16 protein-coding genes are annotated in these 15667 nt (G+C 55.6%); 5 read left to right on the top strand and 11 right to left on the bottom strand.

From position 1 onward, the window contains the following. Positions 1-17 precede the first annotated feature (17 nt). Genes ACIQ20_RS09855 through ACIQ20_RS09845 form a run of 3 tightly spaced genes read right to left on the bottom strand, consistent with a single transcriptional unit; the run spans position 18 to position 2512 of the window. A complete protein-coding gene (locus ACIQ20_RS09855; protein WP_395779831.1) occupies positions 18-974 on the bottom strand; it encodes an alpha/beta fold hydrolase in 957 nt (318 codons plus the stop codon). Between the two features lie 58 nt (positions 975-1032). Then, a complete protein-coding gene (locus ACIQ20_RS09850) occupies positions 1033-1356 on the bottom strand; it encodes a DUF3253 domain-containing protein (protein WP_395779829.1) in 324 nt (107 codons plus the stop codon). A 4-nt stretch (positions 1357-1360) separates the two neighbouring features. Next, positions 1361-2512, bottom strand: coding sequence for an acyl-CoA dehydrogenase family protein (locus tag ACIQ20_RS09845; RefSeq protein ID WP_395779827.1), 1152 nt, complete (start codon positions 2510-2512; stop codon positions 1361-1363). Between the two features lie 96 nt (positions 2513-2608). On the opposite strand from ACIQ20_RS09845, the gene ACIQ20_RS09840 reads away from it, so the two are divergent. Together ACIQ20_RS09840 and ACIQ20_RS09835 are read left to right on the top strand one after the other, a co-directional pair. Then, a complete protein-coding gene (locus ACIQ20_RS09840) occupies positions 2609-3055 on the top strand; it encodes a PaaI family thioesterase (protein ID WP_395779825.1) in 447 nt (148 codons plus the stop codon). 453 nt (positions 3056-3508) lie between these two features. Continuing rightward, complete coding sequence (locus tag ACIQ20_RS09835) at positions 3509-4015, top strand: porin family protein (RefSeq protein WP_395779823.1); 507 nt, start codon at positions 3509-3511, stop codon at positions 4013-4015. 74 nt (positions 4016-4089) lie between these two features. Here ACIQ20_RS09835 and ACIQ20_RS09830 read toward each other — a convergent pair whose 3' ends face one another. Both ACIQ20_RS09830 and metG read right to left on the bottom strand, forming a co-directional pair. Beyond that, on the bottom strand, positions 4090-4740 hold the full coding sequence (locus tag ACIQ20_RS09830) for a glutathione S-transferase family protein (RefSeq protein ID WP_395779821.1): 651 nt from the start codon (positions 4738-4740) through the stop codon (positions 4090-4092). A 3-nt stretch (positions 4741-4743) separates the two neighbouring features. Continuing rightward, entirely contained in the window at positions 4744-6453 is a 1710-nt protein-coding gene (gene metG / locus ACIQ20_RS09825; protein WP_395779819.1) for a methionine--tRNA ligase, read from the bottom strand. 723 nt (positions 6454-7176) lie between these two features. Between metG and dusA the strand changes: the two genes are divergently transcribed. After that, complete coding sequence (dusA, locus tag ACIQ20_RS09820; RefSeq protein WP_395779817.1) at positions 7177-8190, top strand: tRNA dihydrouridine(20/20a) synthase DusA; 1014 nt, start codon at positions 7177-7179, stop codon at positions 8188-8190. After that, the gene (locus tag ACIQ20_RS09815; RefSeq protein ID WP_395779815.1) at positions 8190-9014 is read left to right on the top strand and encodes a sulfite exporter TauE/SafE family protein; all 825 of its coding nucleotides are present in this window, start codon (positions 8190-8192) and stop codon (positions 9012-9014) included. Before dusA ends, ACIQ20_RS09815 begins: the two co-directional genes overlap by 1 nt. Here ACIQ20_RS09815 and ACIQ20_RS09810 read toward each other — a convergent pair. From ACIQ20_RS09810 to ACIQ20_RS09790, 5 genes are read right to left on the bottom strand one after another with little or no spacing between them, the layout of a single operon-like run. Then, the gene (locus tag ACIQ20_RS09810) at positions 9011-9637 is read right to left on the bottom strand and encodes a hypothetical protein (protein WP_395779813.1); all 627 of its coding nucleotides are present in this window, start codon (positions 9635-9637) and stop codon (positions 9011-9013) included. The two genes, ACIQ20_RS09815 and ACIQ20_RS09810, sit on opposite strands and share 4 nt — an antisense overlap. Positions 9638-9655: 18 nt before the next feature. Continuing rightward, positions 9656-10264 (bottom strand): hypothetical protein, encoded by a 609-nt coding sequence (locus ACIQ20_RS09805; RefSeq protein WP_395779811.1) that lies wholly within the window; start codon positions 10262-10264, stop codon positions 9656-9658. Positions 10265-10281: 17 nt separating this feature from the next. After that, on the bottom strand, positions 10282-10902 hold the full coding sequence (locus tag ACIQ20_RS09800) for a hypothetical protein (RefSeq protein ID WP_395779809.1): 621 nt from the start codon (positions 10900-10902) through the stop codon (positions 10282-10284). Between the two features lie 10 nt (positions 10903-10912). Further along, complete coding sequence (locus tag ACIQ20_RS09795; RefSeq protein ID WP_395779807.1) at positions 10913-11560, bottom strand: hypothetical protein; 648 nt, start codon at positions 11558-11560, stop codon at positions 10913-10915. 59 nt (positions 11561-11619) lie between these two features. After that, entirely contained in the window at positions 11620-13605 is a 1986-nt protein-coding gene (locus ACIQ20_RS09790) for a methylmalonyl-CoA mutase family protein (protein ID WP_395779805.1), read from the bottom strand. Positions 13606-13765: 160 nt separating this feature from the next. Between ACIQ20_RS09790 and ACIQ20_RS09785 the strand changes: the two genes are divergently transcribed. Next, positions 13766-14725 (top strand): GNAT family N-acetyltransferase, encoded by a 960-nt coding sequence (locus ACIQ20_RS09785; protein ID WP_395779803.1) that lies wholly within the window; start codon positions 13766-13768, stop codon positions 14723-14725. Between the two features lie 6 nt (positions 14726-14731). Here ACIQ20_RS09785 and ACIQ20_RS09780 read toward each other — a convergent pair. Further along, the coding region (locus ACIQ20_RS09780; RefSeq protein WP_395779801.1) for a hypothetical protein at positions 14732-15667 on the bottom strand (936 nt) is incomplete at its 5' end.

Genomic DNA, 15667 nt, shown 5'->3' with positions numbered 1-15667 from the left:
CAGGCTTAACGAGTTCCTTATTTTGCCGCGCTACCGATTGGTCCAAGGTTTGAGGGTAAGGGCCCAGTTGGGTCGGAGATAAAGGCGGCGACATCAGCCCAAACACGTTCTGCCTGCAAGTCCCGCGTCAACATGTGATAGCCCTCAGGATATTCGACGGAGCGTACGGTAGTAGGCAGCTTTGCGACTGTGGCCGTCAAAGCCGGACGCGGGATGATTTGGTCACGCGCGCCATAGAGGACCAGCGTTTGCGGTGGCAGTCTATCAGCGGCCTTATAGGCCCTTTCCATCAACCGAACCAAACCATAGACCGCATCTAAGCGTGTTGCGAAAATCATGTTGGGGTCGCGCCCCAATCGTCGCAGCATCTCAATATTGTCCGACGCCATAATGGTGCGCGTCACCCTGCGGGGTGGGTCGAAGGGCTTTCGAGAGACGGGTAAGTGCGCCGAGGTCCATAAGGACACGCGGTAGGCCAGTGGCAAATTGGACCAGCCCCAAACAGCTGGCGCAATCAGCACAAGCCGATCAGCCGCGATCCCCTCGGCTTCACCTGCAGCTGCCAGAATGGTCGCTGCCCCCATGCTCTCGCCAACCACAACGATGCGGCTGCTTGGATGGGCTGCCCGTGCCACTTGTAAGGCCGTACGCAAATCCTTGATCATCAAGGCCTCATTGCCCCAAACCCCACGCTGAGGCGAACGACCAAACCCTCGGGCATCATAGGCATAAGTCGTGATGCCTCGCGCCGCCCAATAGGGCGCTGCGGTTTCAAAGGCACGGGCATAGTCATTCATGCCGTGAAGCGCGACGATTACCGCCCGGGGTTCTGATGTCTCAGCCTGCCAAGTCGAAAGACCCAGCGCAGTTCCGTCAAAGCTTACAAACTGAGTTGGGGTAAAGCGCGGTCCTTGATAGTCAGGCCCGGGAATCTGCGCGCTTTGGCGAACAGGCGTACAGGCTGTCAGGAGCATGCCAATTAGCCCAAGACCCAGCCACCGACTGAGCCTTACTCCCTGTGATGACAAGGCCCTATTCAGCGAGGACGCTCTCAGCATCTAGCTCAACATCAGGCTCAACATCAGATGGTGCTGCAACGGGCACTTCGCCCGGTACGCCTAAGCGGTAGACGCCCTTAAAGCCATTGGGATCAATGACCTTGCCCTTCCGGTATATGCTGATCTGGCCAGACCGCGCCAAATGGATGGCCGCTTGACGAACCGATGGCAGACGCTTGCGCCAGCCCTCTGGGTCCTCACCACTATAGACCGCACGCGCGGCTTGGGTTGGGTCGATGGTGCGGCCTTTTTTGGAGGCAGCGATCAGTGCCAGAATGGCAACTTCTTCAGGGCTCATGTCCTTAAGTCCTCGCCGCTTTCATCATCTCACGGGCGATGACGATTTGTTGGATTTGGCTGGTGCCCTCATAAATGCGGAAGATGCGCACATCGCGGTAGAAACGCTCAATGCCATAATCAGCAACATAGCCTGCGCCGCCAAAAATCTGCACGGCTCGATCGGCGACCCGACCAACCATTTCAGAGGCATAATATTTAGCGGCAGCAGCTTCCAGTGTGATAGATTGTCCGCCATCGCGCAGGCGCGCCGCATCCAACACCATGGACTTGGCGGCGTAAGCCTCCGTCTTAGAATCGGCCAACATCGCTTGGATCAATTGATGTTCGGCAATCGGCTTGCCAAATTGCTGGCGCTCCATCGCATAAACCAGACTATCGGCAATCAGGCGATCAGCCACCCCAACGCAGACCGAAGCGATATGCAGACGCCCGCGGTCAAGTACTTGCATCGCAACTTTAAAGCCCTCGCCCTCCCCGCCTAAACGGTTCTCAACCGGGACTTTGACATTGTCGAAATAGACCTCGCAGATATGGGCGCCTTGCTGCCCCATCTTTTTCTCAGGCTTACCGATGCTGAGGCCCGGGCTATCACGCTCCACCAAAAAAGCTGTGACGCCCTTGGCCCCTTTAACGTCGGGGCTGGTGCGGGCCATCACGGTGAAAAGGCCTGCCTTATTGGCATTGGTGATGTAGCGCTTTGAGCCGTTCATCACATAATGGTCGCCCTCAAGGCGCGCTGTGGTCTGCACCGCAGCCGAATCAGAGCCTGCTTCGGCTTCGGTCAAGCAAAAGCTTGTGACGATCTCGCCCGAGGCAATTCCTGGCAGATATTTTTGCTTTTGCGCCTCGGTGCCAAACATCACGAGGCCTTGGGCGCCGATGCCAACATTGGTGCCAAAGCAGGAGCGAAACGCCGGGCTGGTACGTCCCAGTTCAAACGCCACACGACACTCGGCCTCCATCGAGAGCTCAAGGCCGCCATATTCAGCAGGAATGGTCAGGCCGTAGAGACCTAATTCCTTCATCTGCGCGACAATCGCGTCCGGCACGGCATCGTCCTCGGAGACTTGAGCCTCAATCGGACGCAGCTTTTCGGCGACAAAGCGAGCTACCAAGCTCACAAGCTCTTGGGTGGTCTCAGAATCATAAGCCAATGGTATCTCCTCAAGCGCGCATTCTTGTATTATTCGCCCAGCACTTTAAGACCCAACCCACCCTCCTGACGAGCCCTAAAAGAAAGCCTGTTGCACATGAGCGAGAATACCCCATCCAAACCACAATTAGTCACCGAGGGTGAATTTGCTGGCTGGTCCACTTGGGGCAATGGCTCTGACCCGTTTGAGACGCTCACTGGCCCTTTTTATATGAAGCCGTTAGCTGAGGGTGGCTATACCTGCGCCTTTATGCCCGAACAGCAGCATTGCAATGGCATGGGCAATATTCATGGCGGCTGCCTGATGACCTTTGCCGACTTCGCCCTGTTTGCGCATTGTCATGACTATATGAATGCGCAGCCCTGCGTGACGATGCAGTTTGAAAGCCAGTTTGTTGGCGGCGCAAAAGCCGGTCTCTTGATCGAATCAACCGCCGACATCGTGCGGGCAACGCGTACGATGCTGTTCATCCGCGGCGTGCTGAGCCAAGAGAGCAAACCTGTCCTCGCCTATTCTGCAATCCTAAAACGCATAGGCATGTAATCGTTCCATGCAGTTTTGCATGTCCCATCTGACACAAAAACGGGACAATTGCGGCGTGAATCGGGCGGAACCGGTACGCATTTACCCCCGGTTCATCTGAGGGACAAGGTTCCGCCACAATCTGTATCTTATTGATCACACTGTGTATTTGCACCCTTAATATGACAGAATGGTAAGTTGCGGAAGCGGGGTCACAGTCCCTACCTTAGTCGTGTCGAAAGGCTCTCCTCCCCCTTAGAGCGCGTTTTGATCCATCGGATCAAAGTTGCGCTCTAAATCAAAAATGGAGCAACAGCTCATCCACTCTTTCTGAGCCAGAAAGAGCGGGCGTTGCTCTAGACGACCGACAAAGAGCGGCGTCACAACCCGGGAGCCTTTGGATCAACTAGCGATCGTCTCGTAGCCAATCAGGCTTTCGAGATGTGGTCGCAGAACGAACAAAGGAACTAGATCATGCGTATTTTCGCTCTCGCCGTTTTGGCTGTTACCGCTTTCGCTTCGGCTCCTAGCTTTGCTCAAGACGCAGCTGGCCAAACCTATATCAATGGTGGCTACAACCACTTCCAGAATAAGACATCTGACACCGGCACATTGAATGGCCGCGTCGGCTACCAATTCACCCCAAACCTTGCCGTTGAAGGCGAAGGCGGCATCGGTGTGAATGACGACAAGGTCAATGGCGTCACCGTAAAGACCCGCGGCACCTTGGGTGCCTTTGCCGTGGCCAGCGCGCCAGTAGCGGAGCGTTTGTCGCTGATCGGTCGCGCCGGTTACGTCCATAGCTGGTCAGAAGCCAAAGCAGCAGGTGTTAAGGTGAAAGACGACGATGGCTCGTTCGCCCTCGGCGTTGGCGGTCAGTACATGCTGGACGATGCCAATGGCATCCGTTTGGACTACACCCGCTACACCGAAGGCAAGGGTGCTAATGGCTATACGGCAAGCTTTGTCCGCAAGTTCTAAAGCCTAAGGGCTCTAGCACCTAACCAGAAGAAGCCTCCCCAATCTTGGGGAGGCTTTTTTCTAGGAAATTCCTCCTAAGGTAGTGGTTTCACGCCATTTCGTGCAATGACACGCTTAGTTGCAGCCAGATCATCGACGCGCTTGGCAATAGTATAAAGCTTGGGCGCGTGGGTCTGATACCAGTCCGGTTTTGGCCGCCATTGGATCAGCATCCAGATATAAAGATCTAGCGCACTGAAGGTCTCGCCCAAGAACCACGGGTGGCTAACTTGCTGTTCCAGATGCAGCATCAGACGCTTGCGGTGCCGGTCTGTCCGGGTGCGCAGTGGGCCCTCTTGGTCCTGATCGGCCCATTTCTGCGGATAGTCGCCATAAGTGAAGCTGGGATAGATGGCGGCATTGATGAACATCAGCCAGCGCCAGAACGATGGGCGCAAGCCACTGTCGAGTGTGGGAACGAGTTCTAGATCGGGCCGCGAGTCGTGGATAGTCAGCACAATCGCGGCTGTTTCAGTCAATACCGTGCCATTGGCAAAGACCAAGGTCGGGACTTGGCCGAGGGGATTACTGGCGTGCAGCCCATCGCTTTCCAGGCCATTGTCCCCCCAAGCAGCAACTTGTACCCGGAACCGGACGCCCGCCATCCCCAAAACAATTTCGGCCAACATGGACCCGCCGCCATTGCCGACAAAAAGGATCGGATCAGTCGGGGTTAAGCTCGCCATGGCTTAGCCACCGCCACCAAATTGTTCGGCCCAAGCCGTCACTTGCTCATCTTCAATCTTGGCGAACAGCAAATCTGGCACTTGGGTTTGAAGGCCATGGGGAAGCGCATCCAGCAGGCTTGCATCTTCGGCGCTTGGCCACATGCGGTTCTTTTCTGGTACGCCGATGCCATCCAAGATCCGGCCGGCGGCCTCTGGCACAAACGGTTGGGCCAAGATTGCGAACAGCGCAACCAGATTAAGGCCCGTGCGGACGCCGACGGCAGCTAAAGCCTCATCTGTTTTGATCGCTGTCCAAGGGGCCGCTGTTTGCAAATATTCATTGCCCAAAGCCCAAAGGGCGCGGGTCTCGGCGGCAGCTTTGCGGAACTCCATCTCTTCGTGGAATGCCGTGATCGCGGCAATCTTGGCTGAGACTTCGGTCCATAATTTGGCCTCAGCTTCCCCTGCTTGGCCAATGGCAGGCACTTTGCCTTCAAACTTAGCTGCGGCAAATTTCATGATGCGGTTGACGAAATTGCCCAGTACATTGGCGAGGTCGGAATTCACGGTGGCTTGGAAGCCTTCCAACGTGAAAGCGGCGTCTGAGCTTTCAGGTGCGTTGGCCATCAGATACCAGCGCCAATAATCGCCGCTTAGTAATTCCAGCGCTTGATCCATAAAGATGCCGCGCTTTTGGCTGGTCGAAAACTTTCCGCCATACCAAGTCAGCCAGTTAAAGGCCTTCAAGCGGTCAACCAGTTTCCAAGGTTCGCCTGAGCCCAAAATCGTCACTGGGAAAGACACGGTATGGAAGGCCACATTGTCCTTACCCATGACTTGAACATAGGTCACATCTTCGGCGCCTTGATCGGTCCGCCACCAACGCTGCCAGTCGCCACCCGTGGCCAAGGCCCATTCTTCGGTCGCAGCAATATATTCGATAGGCGCGTCAAACCAGACGTAAAACACTTTGTTTTCAAAGCCGAGACGTGGCTTGCCGTCTTTCAAAACCGGTACGCCCCACGACAGGTCACGCGTGATAGCCCGGTCCTGCAGGCCCTCATCCAGCCACTTATAGGCGATGGAGCGTGCCAAATGCGGCCAATCTTTTGCCGCATCGACCCAAGCGCGAATTTTGTCTTCCATCAAGGGCTGACGCAGGAACAGATGGGCGGTATCGCGCACTTCGATATTGGTGGAGCCCGAGATTTTTGAGCGTGGGTTCTTCAACTGGGTAGGGTCTAGCAATGACCCGCAATTATCACACTGGTCGCCACGCGCATCCTCAAACCCACAGATCGGGCACGTCCCTTCAACATAGCGGTCAGGCAAGAAGCGGGCATCGTCGATACAATAGACTTGTTTGGTAACGCGTTCCTCTAACAAACCATTAGCTTCCAGCAATTCCGCAAAATGCTGCGTGAGCGCGTAATTTTGCGGGCTGGACGAGCGGCCAAACCAGTCAAACGAAAGCGAATACCCCTCACCTGCCGTGCGCTGAATGTCATGTTGTTCATCACAATAGGCTTTGGCCGACATGCCAGCTTCAGCCGCCGCCAATTCTGCCGGCGTGCCATGCTCATCGGTTGCGCAGACGAACAAGACCTCATGGCCTTGCAAGCGCCGGAAGCGCGCGTGCACATCTGACGGCAACATCGACCCCGCCAGATTGCCGAGGTGCTTGATGCCATTGATGTAGGGAAGTGCAGAAGTGATCAGATAACGAGCCATGTTCCTGATGTAGGCGATTTGAGCGCGCCATCCAAGGCTTGGACCGCACAAGCTCTCAACAAAAAATAGGGCCGGCTAAGCCGGCCCTAGGTTGGGCATCGTAGGGACGTTGGAGGCGTAGGGGCTGACGATGCCGGTTCGATTACTTGCGGTCTGCAGCTGCCATGCCCAGAAGGCCAGAAGCGAGTACGGAAAGCCAGACGGCGACAATAAGGTTGATCATGATTTTTATCCTTGGTGTGAAGCTCGGGGAGGAGCGGGTTTATAGTTTGTTGTAGCGGCGAATTATGGAGGGTCGGAGGAGATAGCGTGGAGGAAGGTTTAAGCTTTAAGCGCGCTCTGCGGCGGCCATGGAAGCTAAACCTGCGCCTAAGAGGCTGAGCCAAGCGGTGATTGCGATGGTGATCATGGTGGTATTCCTTTTATGTTTTGAAGAGAGGAGGATTTAGGGGGGGGGAGGTAGAAGCTGGAAGGTTTGGCTTAGTTGCGTTCGGTGGCTGCCATTGTGGCCATGCCGGCACCCAAAGCGCTGAGCCAGATTGTGACGATTAAGGTGATCATATTGGTTTCTCCTGTTGGTCTGTCGTTGTGTTTGTGCTGCACTGCTGTAGTGCATGGGTGTATTACTACTATAGCACACCACATGTGTCAAACACATTTTTTGCCCTTTATGCATTTTTCTGCAGATTTGCGTTTTGGGGCTAAAAAAGGCATGGAGCGGCCATGACTTCCGATACGCTTGATCGGCGCTTTTGCGTTGCCCCCATGATGGAGTGGACAGACCGGCATTGCCGGGCCTTTCACCGTACGCTGTCTAAAGGGGCCCTACTCTATACAGAGATGGTGACGGCGGATGCGCTGATCCATGGTGATAGAAATCGCCTAATTGGCTTTGATCCCTGCGAACACCCCGTCGCGCTACAAATTGGTGGTTCTGATCCTCGTAAGCTTGCTGAAGCCACGAAGATTACCACTGATTTTGGGTATGGGGAGATAAATCTTAATGTCGGCTGTCCGTCAGACCGCGTGCAGTCGGGCCGGTTCGGGGCCTGTCTGATGCGGGAACCTGAACTCGTGGCCGAATGCGTCAGCGCCATGCAAGCGGCCACCCACCTTCCTGTCACCGTTAAGAACCGCCTCGGCGTTGATGAGCAAGACCCCCGTGAGAGCTTGTTTGGCTTTGTGGAGACCGTGGCCAAGGCGGGCGTCACCGTCTTTATTGTCCATGCGCGCAAGGCGATCTTGAAGGGTCTTTCGCCCAAGGATAATCGCGAGATCCCGCCCTTGGACTATGATCTGGTGCGCGAGTTGAAAGCCGCTAACCCGCACCTCACCATCATTTTGAACGGCGGCATTGCTAGTATTGAGCAGGCACAAGAGGCAGTCGCAGGTCTTGATGGCGTGATGCTAGGCCGGGCCGCTTATCATGACCCCGCCCTACTAGGCCGGGTTGATCGTGAGATATTGGGCCACGCTACTGAGACTATCCCCGCCGCAGAGGCCTATCGCGCCTATCGGCCCTATGTGGAGCGGCGCTTGGCAGAGGGTGTGCCGCTGCACGCCATCACCCGCCACATGCTCGGCCTGTTTGCGGGCAAGCCCGGCGCCCGCATGTTCCGTCGGCAATTGGGCGAAGAGAGCCGGGCTGGGGCTGGCATTGAAGTTTATGACCGTGCCCTCGAGCTGATTGAGCGCGAAGCGACCCGCTTTGCCAATCGCGGCGAGATCGCGGCCTGATGCCGCCAATCCAAGACCTTCTAATCCTCGTCGCAGCCATGGCAGGAGCCGGCGTGTTTGCGGGCCTGATCGCAGGGCTGTTTGGCGTTGGCGGTGGGACCGTCCTCGTCCCTGCCCTCTTCTATGCCTTTGGCGTATTTGGGCTGGGCGGAGAAGCCAATCTGCATGTGGCTGTGGGGACGAGCCTCTCGACCATCATCACCACGTCGCTGCGCTCTGTTGCCGCCCACCGCAAGCATGGGGCGGTGGATGAGGTTGTCCTCAAAGGCTTTATCCCGTGGATCGCTTTGGGTGCGATCATTGGTGCGGTTATGGCGGGCTTTGCTGATAAAGCGACCCTCGGCCTAATTTATGGCGCTTTTGCCATCGCCTTGGCCGCCTATATGGGCCTTGGCAAAGAAAGCTGGACCATCATGCGCGACGTGCCGACCGGGCCAGCGCGGGCGGCAGTAGGCTCCAGCCTAGGAGCCGTCTCGGCTTTGATGGGCATTGGCGGGGGGGCCTTTGGCTCAGCCGTCATGACCTTGGCTGGCAGGCCGATCCATCAAGCGGTAGCCACCGCTTCGGGTTTTGGCGTCGCCATCGCCGTGCCTGCGACTTTGGGCTTTATCCTCATGGGCTGGGGCGTCGATGGCAGACCTCCTCTCTCGCTTGGCTATATCAATGTGCCGGGCTTTGTCATTTTGGCGCTCTTGACCGGGGCTGTCGCCCCTTATGGTGCCAAGCTCGCCCACCGATTGGATAAGACCATGCTGCGCCGCGCGTTTGGAGCCTATCTGGCATTTACGGCCCTGGCTGTGGTGATCAAGGCGATAGTGGGCTAAGGCGTCGGCTTCTTCCACCAGTCATTTTCGACCGTCATTGGCGCTGCCATTGGGTGCGTCTTAAATGTAATGGCATGGCCTTGCTGCGCACGGAGATCGAGGACCCATAGCAACAATTCTTGCACCCGGCGTGCAGAATACAAAACCGAAACCGCAATCCCCATGGTCATGGCCATGCCTGGGTTGTTGATCAAGGGCTTTGGCCAAACAGAGCCAAGGCTATGTGCAATAAGTGCTCCGAAATAGGAGAAAACCAAGATCATCCAGAACCAGAAAATTACGCGACTGAGCTTCGTCTTCGACTTTGGAATGCCACTTCTGAATGCGAGGTTTTGACCGTTCGATTTGGGAAGATTTTGTGAGCTGATCATTGCCGCTAACAAGTAAATCACAAAGACTGCGGCGGTGGCCAAAGGATAAATCGGATTGCTGAAAAACGCGACGCTTGTGCTTTCGTTCAGAAAATAAGGCAATCCAATAAACAACAAGACAAGCGCAGACTCAGATGCGTCCGCGCGCGCCTCCGCGATGGCGCAGGTAATCCGCGTCTCCACATCCGGCGCTAAGGGCCGCTTATCGGTCCAGAACAGGATTTTTTGTGGGCCGGGGTGTTTGTCAGACATGGGGGAAACCTCGCTGGATCATTTCGCTGGCCGTTGATACCAAGCGGGTCGGGACCCATTGGTTTCATCGTCATCATTGCCGAGTTGCAGCTTATGGCCTTGCTTTACTCGCAGTTCGAGAATCCAGCGGGCTCTAACGATAATTGAGCTTCCGTAGCTTGCCAGCGCACAAGTCGCGTAAAGACCGGCTAATTCTGCGAGGTAGAGGTCCTCTTGCTCGGCACGGTTCAGCACCAGAAGTACGACGTTCACCATCAGGCAAGCTAGGGCAGACATCGCTATCACCAAAAGAATTCGGCTCAAACGGGTCTGATCTGAGGGGATGCCACTTTGAAAAACCGAACGTGGAAACCACTCGTCTGCGCCACTTACACACACTAGCATGAGGCCGGTTGCAAGCATCATTAATAGTGGGCCTGACATAGATCGCGCCAATGAAAAATCTTCTGAGTCCCCAGCGCGAATGAGGAACAGGAAACCGATGAACGTCAAACTGTTCACCACTTGGGCGGCAGCCACCCCAATCTCCGCAATCGCACAGGTGATTTTGGTTTCCGCATCAGGTGCGATGGGGCGCTTGTCTGTCCAGAACAGGAATTTCTGTGGGCCAGGGTGTTTGTCAGACATGGGGGAGCCTCTATTGATCATTTGATCGGCCGCTCAATCCAAGCCGAGTGACTGTCCGTTTCGCCGTCTTTTCCATCTGTGCCTTGCGCCAAGATAAGGCCTTGCTCTGCCCGAAGATCAAGAATCCATTGGATGCGCTCTTGGATAGAACGCAAAACATAGAGCGCAGTTAGAAAAGAGGCGACCAGGAATGAAACACCTCGAACATTACTGAGATAACCCAATTGGTCTTCAAACATCAGGCTTCCAAACCCTACATAACAAGCCCACACCAGCGATAAGATTAGGCATGTTAAAAGCGTACCGGTGCCGTAAGTTCGTTTGCTTGGGATACCACTTTGGTAAGTCCTCGGCTTAGCCGTCACGCCGCTTGCGAACATGCCAAGGATCGCCACAATCCATACGGCTGTCAGAAATAACTCCCAAAACATGAGGATATTGCCTTCGAGATTTGGGGAAACTTGCATCCCCATCGCCATCACCAAAAGCATGACGGCGCTAAAGCCACCCCCAACTTGTTCTTTCATCTCTTGCACCGTCGCAGTAATCTTATCGCCAATGCTCGGCGCAATCGGACGAGAATCCTTGAAGAACAGAAACTTGCGGACTTCGGCGGTGTGGCTAACGGGTTCGGTCATGCTTCCAGTCCTATAAAGTCTGCGCCCAACTGGGCAATTGGGGTTCTTGTTCGGCCTGTTGGGTGGGCGCGGTTTGATTCCGACGAATGTCTTGGACCCACTCAAGAGTTTCCATTGCAGCCGCAATCATGGCGCATACACCCAAGCAGCCGCCGAGAACTTGAGGAACATTCAAGAAGCGCAGCGCCGAAGAGGAGTCCCGGCCTTGCGTGAAGTCGAAGTAAGATGTGGTAACAACCAAGGCGAAGCCACCGACCAAGACAATGGCAGCCGCCACACTCAGTAGGAGTGAGGGCGACCTCCAGTTCCGCACCCTACCCGTTACTAGAACGGGTTGGATAGAAAGTCTTCGAATGAGTGATTTGCTGCCCATAAAAAGGACAACCATGCAGAGGATGAGGAAGACTATCGCCCCCAGAACAGAGATCGTCTCTAGGACTGACGTGCGTTCGCCATTTATTCCCAGCTTGCCAAATAGAGGAGCACAGCCTGATACAGCCAACGTCAGAAAAAACACACCATTGACCAGATAGGCACGCACCTCTTGCAAGCCCGCCGTGATTTTATCCTCAGGCGTTCGGGCGATTTCGACACCGGGTAGATATTTCCTTTTGCCCAATCCCGCCTCCAATCCCACAACACCTTGAATAGTGGCCAAGGCTAAGGCCAATCGCGTGATCTGGCAACCTAGGATTTAGGCGGGATGGAAAGTCCTTCTTAGACCAATTGCTCGACCCGAGCCTCCACAATATCGACCAAATCGCCCATGATTTCGGTGATCTTAAAGTCCTTGGGCGTATAGACGGCGGCGACACCAAATTGCTTCAAGGCGCGGGCATCTTCTGGCGGGATGATGCCGCCCACAACCACAGGCACATGCTCTAGCCCCGCCGCCCGCATGCGGGCCACGACATCGCGGACGAGGTCGAGGTGCGAGCCCGAAAGTATGGAGAGGCCCACCGCATGGGCCTTCTTCTCCACTGCGCGCGCGACGATTTCTTCCGGCGTCATCCGGATGCCTTCATAGGTCACATCCATGCCAACAGCGCGGGCACGGGTGGCGATTTGTTCGGCCCCGTTGGAATGGCCATCAAGACCTGGCTTACCGACCAAAAAGGCCAAGCGACGGCCCAGTTTCTCGCTGATATCATCGACCTTTTTCGACACAGCTTCAATGTCTTCGCCCTCGATATTCACAAGTAGTGAGACACCAGTTGGCGCCCGATATTCCCCGTAGACCCGACGCAGCAAGGCCCCCCATTCGCCGGTGGTGACACCGGCTTTGGCACAGGCAATCGAAGGCTCCATGATATTGCGGTTTTCACGGGCTGCTGCCTCAAGCTCTGCCAATGCCGCCTCAACCGCTGCGGCATCACGACCCGAGCGCCAAGCATTCAGGCGCTTGATCTGATCGGCTTCCACCATGGGATCGACCGTTTGGATCGAACCTTCACCAGCCGACAAGGGCGATTGCTCAGTATCCGACCAGCGATTGACGCCGACGACCACTTGGCTGCCGCCTTCAATGCCCAGTAGGCGATCGCGATTGGATTGAACCAGGCCCTCTTTCATATAGGGCACGCTCGCGACGGCCCCGCCCAAAGCATCGATCTTAGCAAGCTCTGCCTTCGCGCCTGCCACCAGTTCTGCGACCTTTTTTTCCACCACGTGGGAGCCCGCAAACAAATCCTCATATTCGAGAAGATCCGTTTCATAGGCGAGGATTTGTTGAAGCCTTAGGCTCCACTGCTGATCCCATGGGCGCGGCAGGCCCAAAGCCTCGTTCCAAGCGGGTAATTGCACAGCGCGCGCACGGGCATCCTTGCTCATGGTTACGGCGAGGGTTTCGAGCAAGATACGATAGACGTTATTCTCCGGTTGCGGCTCTGTCAGGCCCAAGGAATTGACCTGCACGCCATAGCGGAAGCGGCGCATGGCGGGATCAGTCACGCCATAACGATCCTTACAAATCTCGTCCCACAGGACATTGAACGCGCGCATTTTGCACAGCTCAGTCACAAAGCGGATACCCGCATTGACGAAGAAACTGATGCGGCCAACCACGGCGGGGAAGTCTTCGGGCAGGACTTGGCCTTGGGCTTTAACTTCATCGAGGACGGCGATGGCGGTGGCGAGTGCGAACGCCAATTCCTGCTCTGGCGTCGCGCCAGCTTCTTGCAAATGGTAGGAGCACACATTCATCGGGTTGAATTTGGGCGTTTCTTTCAAACACCAAGCAATCGTGTCTGCCGTCAATTTCAAGCTGGGCGCAGGCGGGAACACATAGGTTCCGCGCGAGAGATATTCCTTGATCAGATCGTTTTGCGTGGTGCCCTGCAGCTTCTTGCGGTCGGCCCCCTGTTCGTCAGCCAAAGCAACATAGAGCGCCAACATCCAAGCAGCGGGTGCATTGATGGTCATGCTGGTATTCATGGTCTCCAGCGGAATGTCTTTGAACAAGGCCCGCATGTCGCCCAAATGGCTGACCGGCACCCCCACCTTGCCCACTTCGCCCTTGGCCAACACATGGTCAGCCTCATAGGCCGTCTGGGTCGGCAGATCGAACGCCACCGATAGACCCGTCTGGCCAGCCGCCAAATTCGCCCGATAAAGCGCATTGGACTTCTCCGCCGTGGAATGGCCAGCATAGGTGCGGAAGATCCAGGGCTTGTCGGGGACGTGTTGGAAGGGTTTATCGGTCATAAAAGTGTCCTTGTGCATTGCAGCATTGCCATGCCTGATACCCCGTAGGCAAGGGGCAAAATCTTCCACCAACACGTATATCCAGAGCTATTCTCGCTAAAATTTGCTTGACCGCTGAGAGGACACAACATACATAACATGTTATACAAACGGGCTTATGATGGCAGATATTCTTCAAGACTTGGGCCATGTGGCACTGGGAAGCCGCCTTAAGCGCTTGGCAGAGCGCTTGCTGGCCGACGCGGCTATCATTCTTGACCAAGCGGGCATCCCCATCCAACCGAGCCATTTGGCACTTTTGGCTGCCCTAGACCGCTATGGCCCCTTGAGCATCATGGAGGCCGTCGCGTCGGTTGGGTTTAGCCAGCCAGCCATGACCCGTACCGTTGCCGCTTTGCGAGGCGCAGGCCTGATCACCACCGACCAAGATCCTAGCGATGCAAGAGCAAAAAAGATCGCTTTGACCGGTTCCGGCCGCGCCATCTTAGCGAAAACCCAAGAACGCGTTTGGCCCAAAGTTGGCACCGCCGTCTCGGACCTTGCGGGCGGGCGCGAACAAGAACTCTTGGCCCTACTTACCCTTTTTGAAACCCAACTGGCGGAGCGATCCATGTTGCAGCGTGTCACCAATCCCTTCACTCTAATCCGTGTTGACGAAACGATCACGCCAGACCTTGCTAAGTCCTTTTACGAGATCAATGCCGCGTGGATATCGGCTATGTTCAAACTGGAGGACCACGACATTGATGTCCTCAGCAATCCTCAAGTCGAAATCCTCGATCGCGGCGGCGAGATTTTGTTTATCGCGACCGAACAACATGGCGTCGTGGGCACCTGCGCCCTGATGCCGACCGAAGATGGGGCGGTCGAACTTACCAAAATGGGTGTCTTGGACTCCCTACGCGGACAAAAGGCGGGTGAATATCTGTTGGCAGCAACTCTAGCACGCGCCCAAGAACGGGGGATAGAAACCCTCTTCCTGCTCACCAATCACATCTGCGAGCCCGCTATTCACCTCTATGAGAAGCTAGGGTTTATCCACGATCCCGATATCATGGCCCGCTATGGCTGTAGCTATGAGCGGTGTGATGTCGCTATGCGCTATCGCCCAAAGGACTAGCCAAACCTAGTTTCGAGCGACTTCGCGCACAGCTACTGGCAGCTTATGACGCTCGATATGGTCGATGATTTCGCTGACACTCGTGGTGGTCCCTGAGTGCTGCAAGTTGAAGATCTCGGGCATCGTAACGGTACGGATTAGGTGTACCAGTTTAAATGCAAGACCCTCTGGGGCCTTTAGCTTGATACCCTCTTGCAGCTGAACTTCCACCGCCACGGCTTCATTGACCAAGCGACCATTGTTTAGCCAATGAAAGGTTACATGGTCGATATGGTGCCACGGGATGAACTGGCTTGATATCCGGATATCGGTCAGCCCTGTTTGAGAGAGGATAATCACACCGTCCCGGGCGTTAGAAAGGCGCATATAAATCTGCAAAGCGACGATCCCGCCAATTATCGCAGCGCCAACGATCGTCCCCAAAACTGCCAATTGTGCAAAATCGGTTGGAACTTTCCCGTTGACAAGAATGGGTGCCAAGAACGTAGGCAAAAGAGCAACGAGCGCTGCCAATAGGATCACGCCGCCTAAAAGATAACTCAACCAAGTCCGCCGAAACACATGGGCTTGCAAGCAAATGTCCCGATGTTGAGCTGGAACCTCCCCCTCATGGTGAACAGTCGCAATCTTCCAAACATCCGGGGTTAGGCGCGGTTGATGTTCGGCCAGCCAAGCCGCCGCTTGGGCTGCGGCCTTGTTCAAGCCGCCAAAGGTAATGACGATTTCGCCCTCCGGAATCTGCCGCACAACGCGCAGTAAGCGATTCCGCACCGCGCCAAAGGGTGTCAATCGGGCGGACGCCTTCACTCTGAGCCGGTCTGCCACCCCACCTGGATGGGGTTCAATCCACTCAATATGCTCCCAAGCCAGTCGCTCATACATAATCCGGCGGTCAAACAGGCCTTGCTCATTCATCTCGACAAGGACAAAGCGGTTGCGGAA

The organism is Aquidulcibacter sp. (assembly GCF_044346625.1).
Lineage (GTDB): Bacteria > Pseudomonadota > Alphaproteobacteria > Caulobacterales > Aquidulcibacteraceae > Aquidulcibacter.
This window is presented reverse-complemented; position numbering and strand designations above follow the sequence as displayed.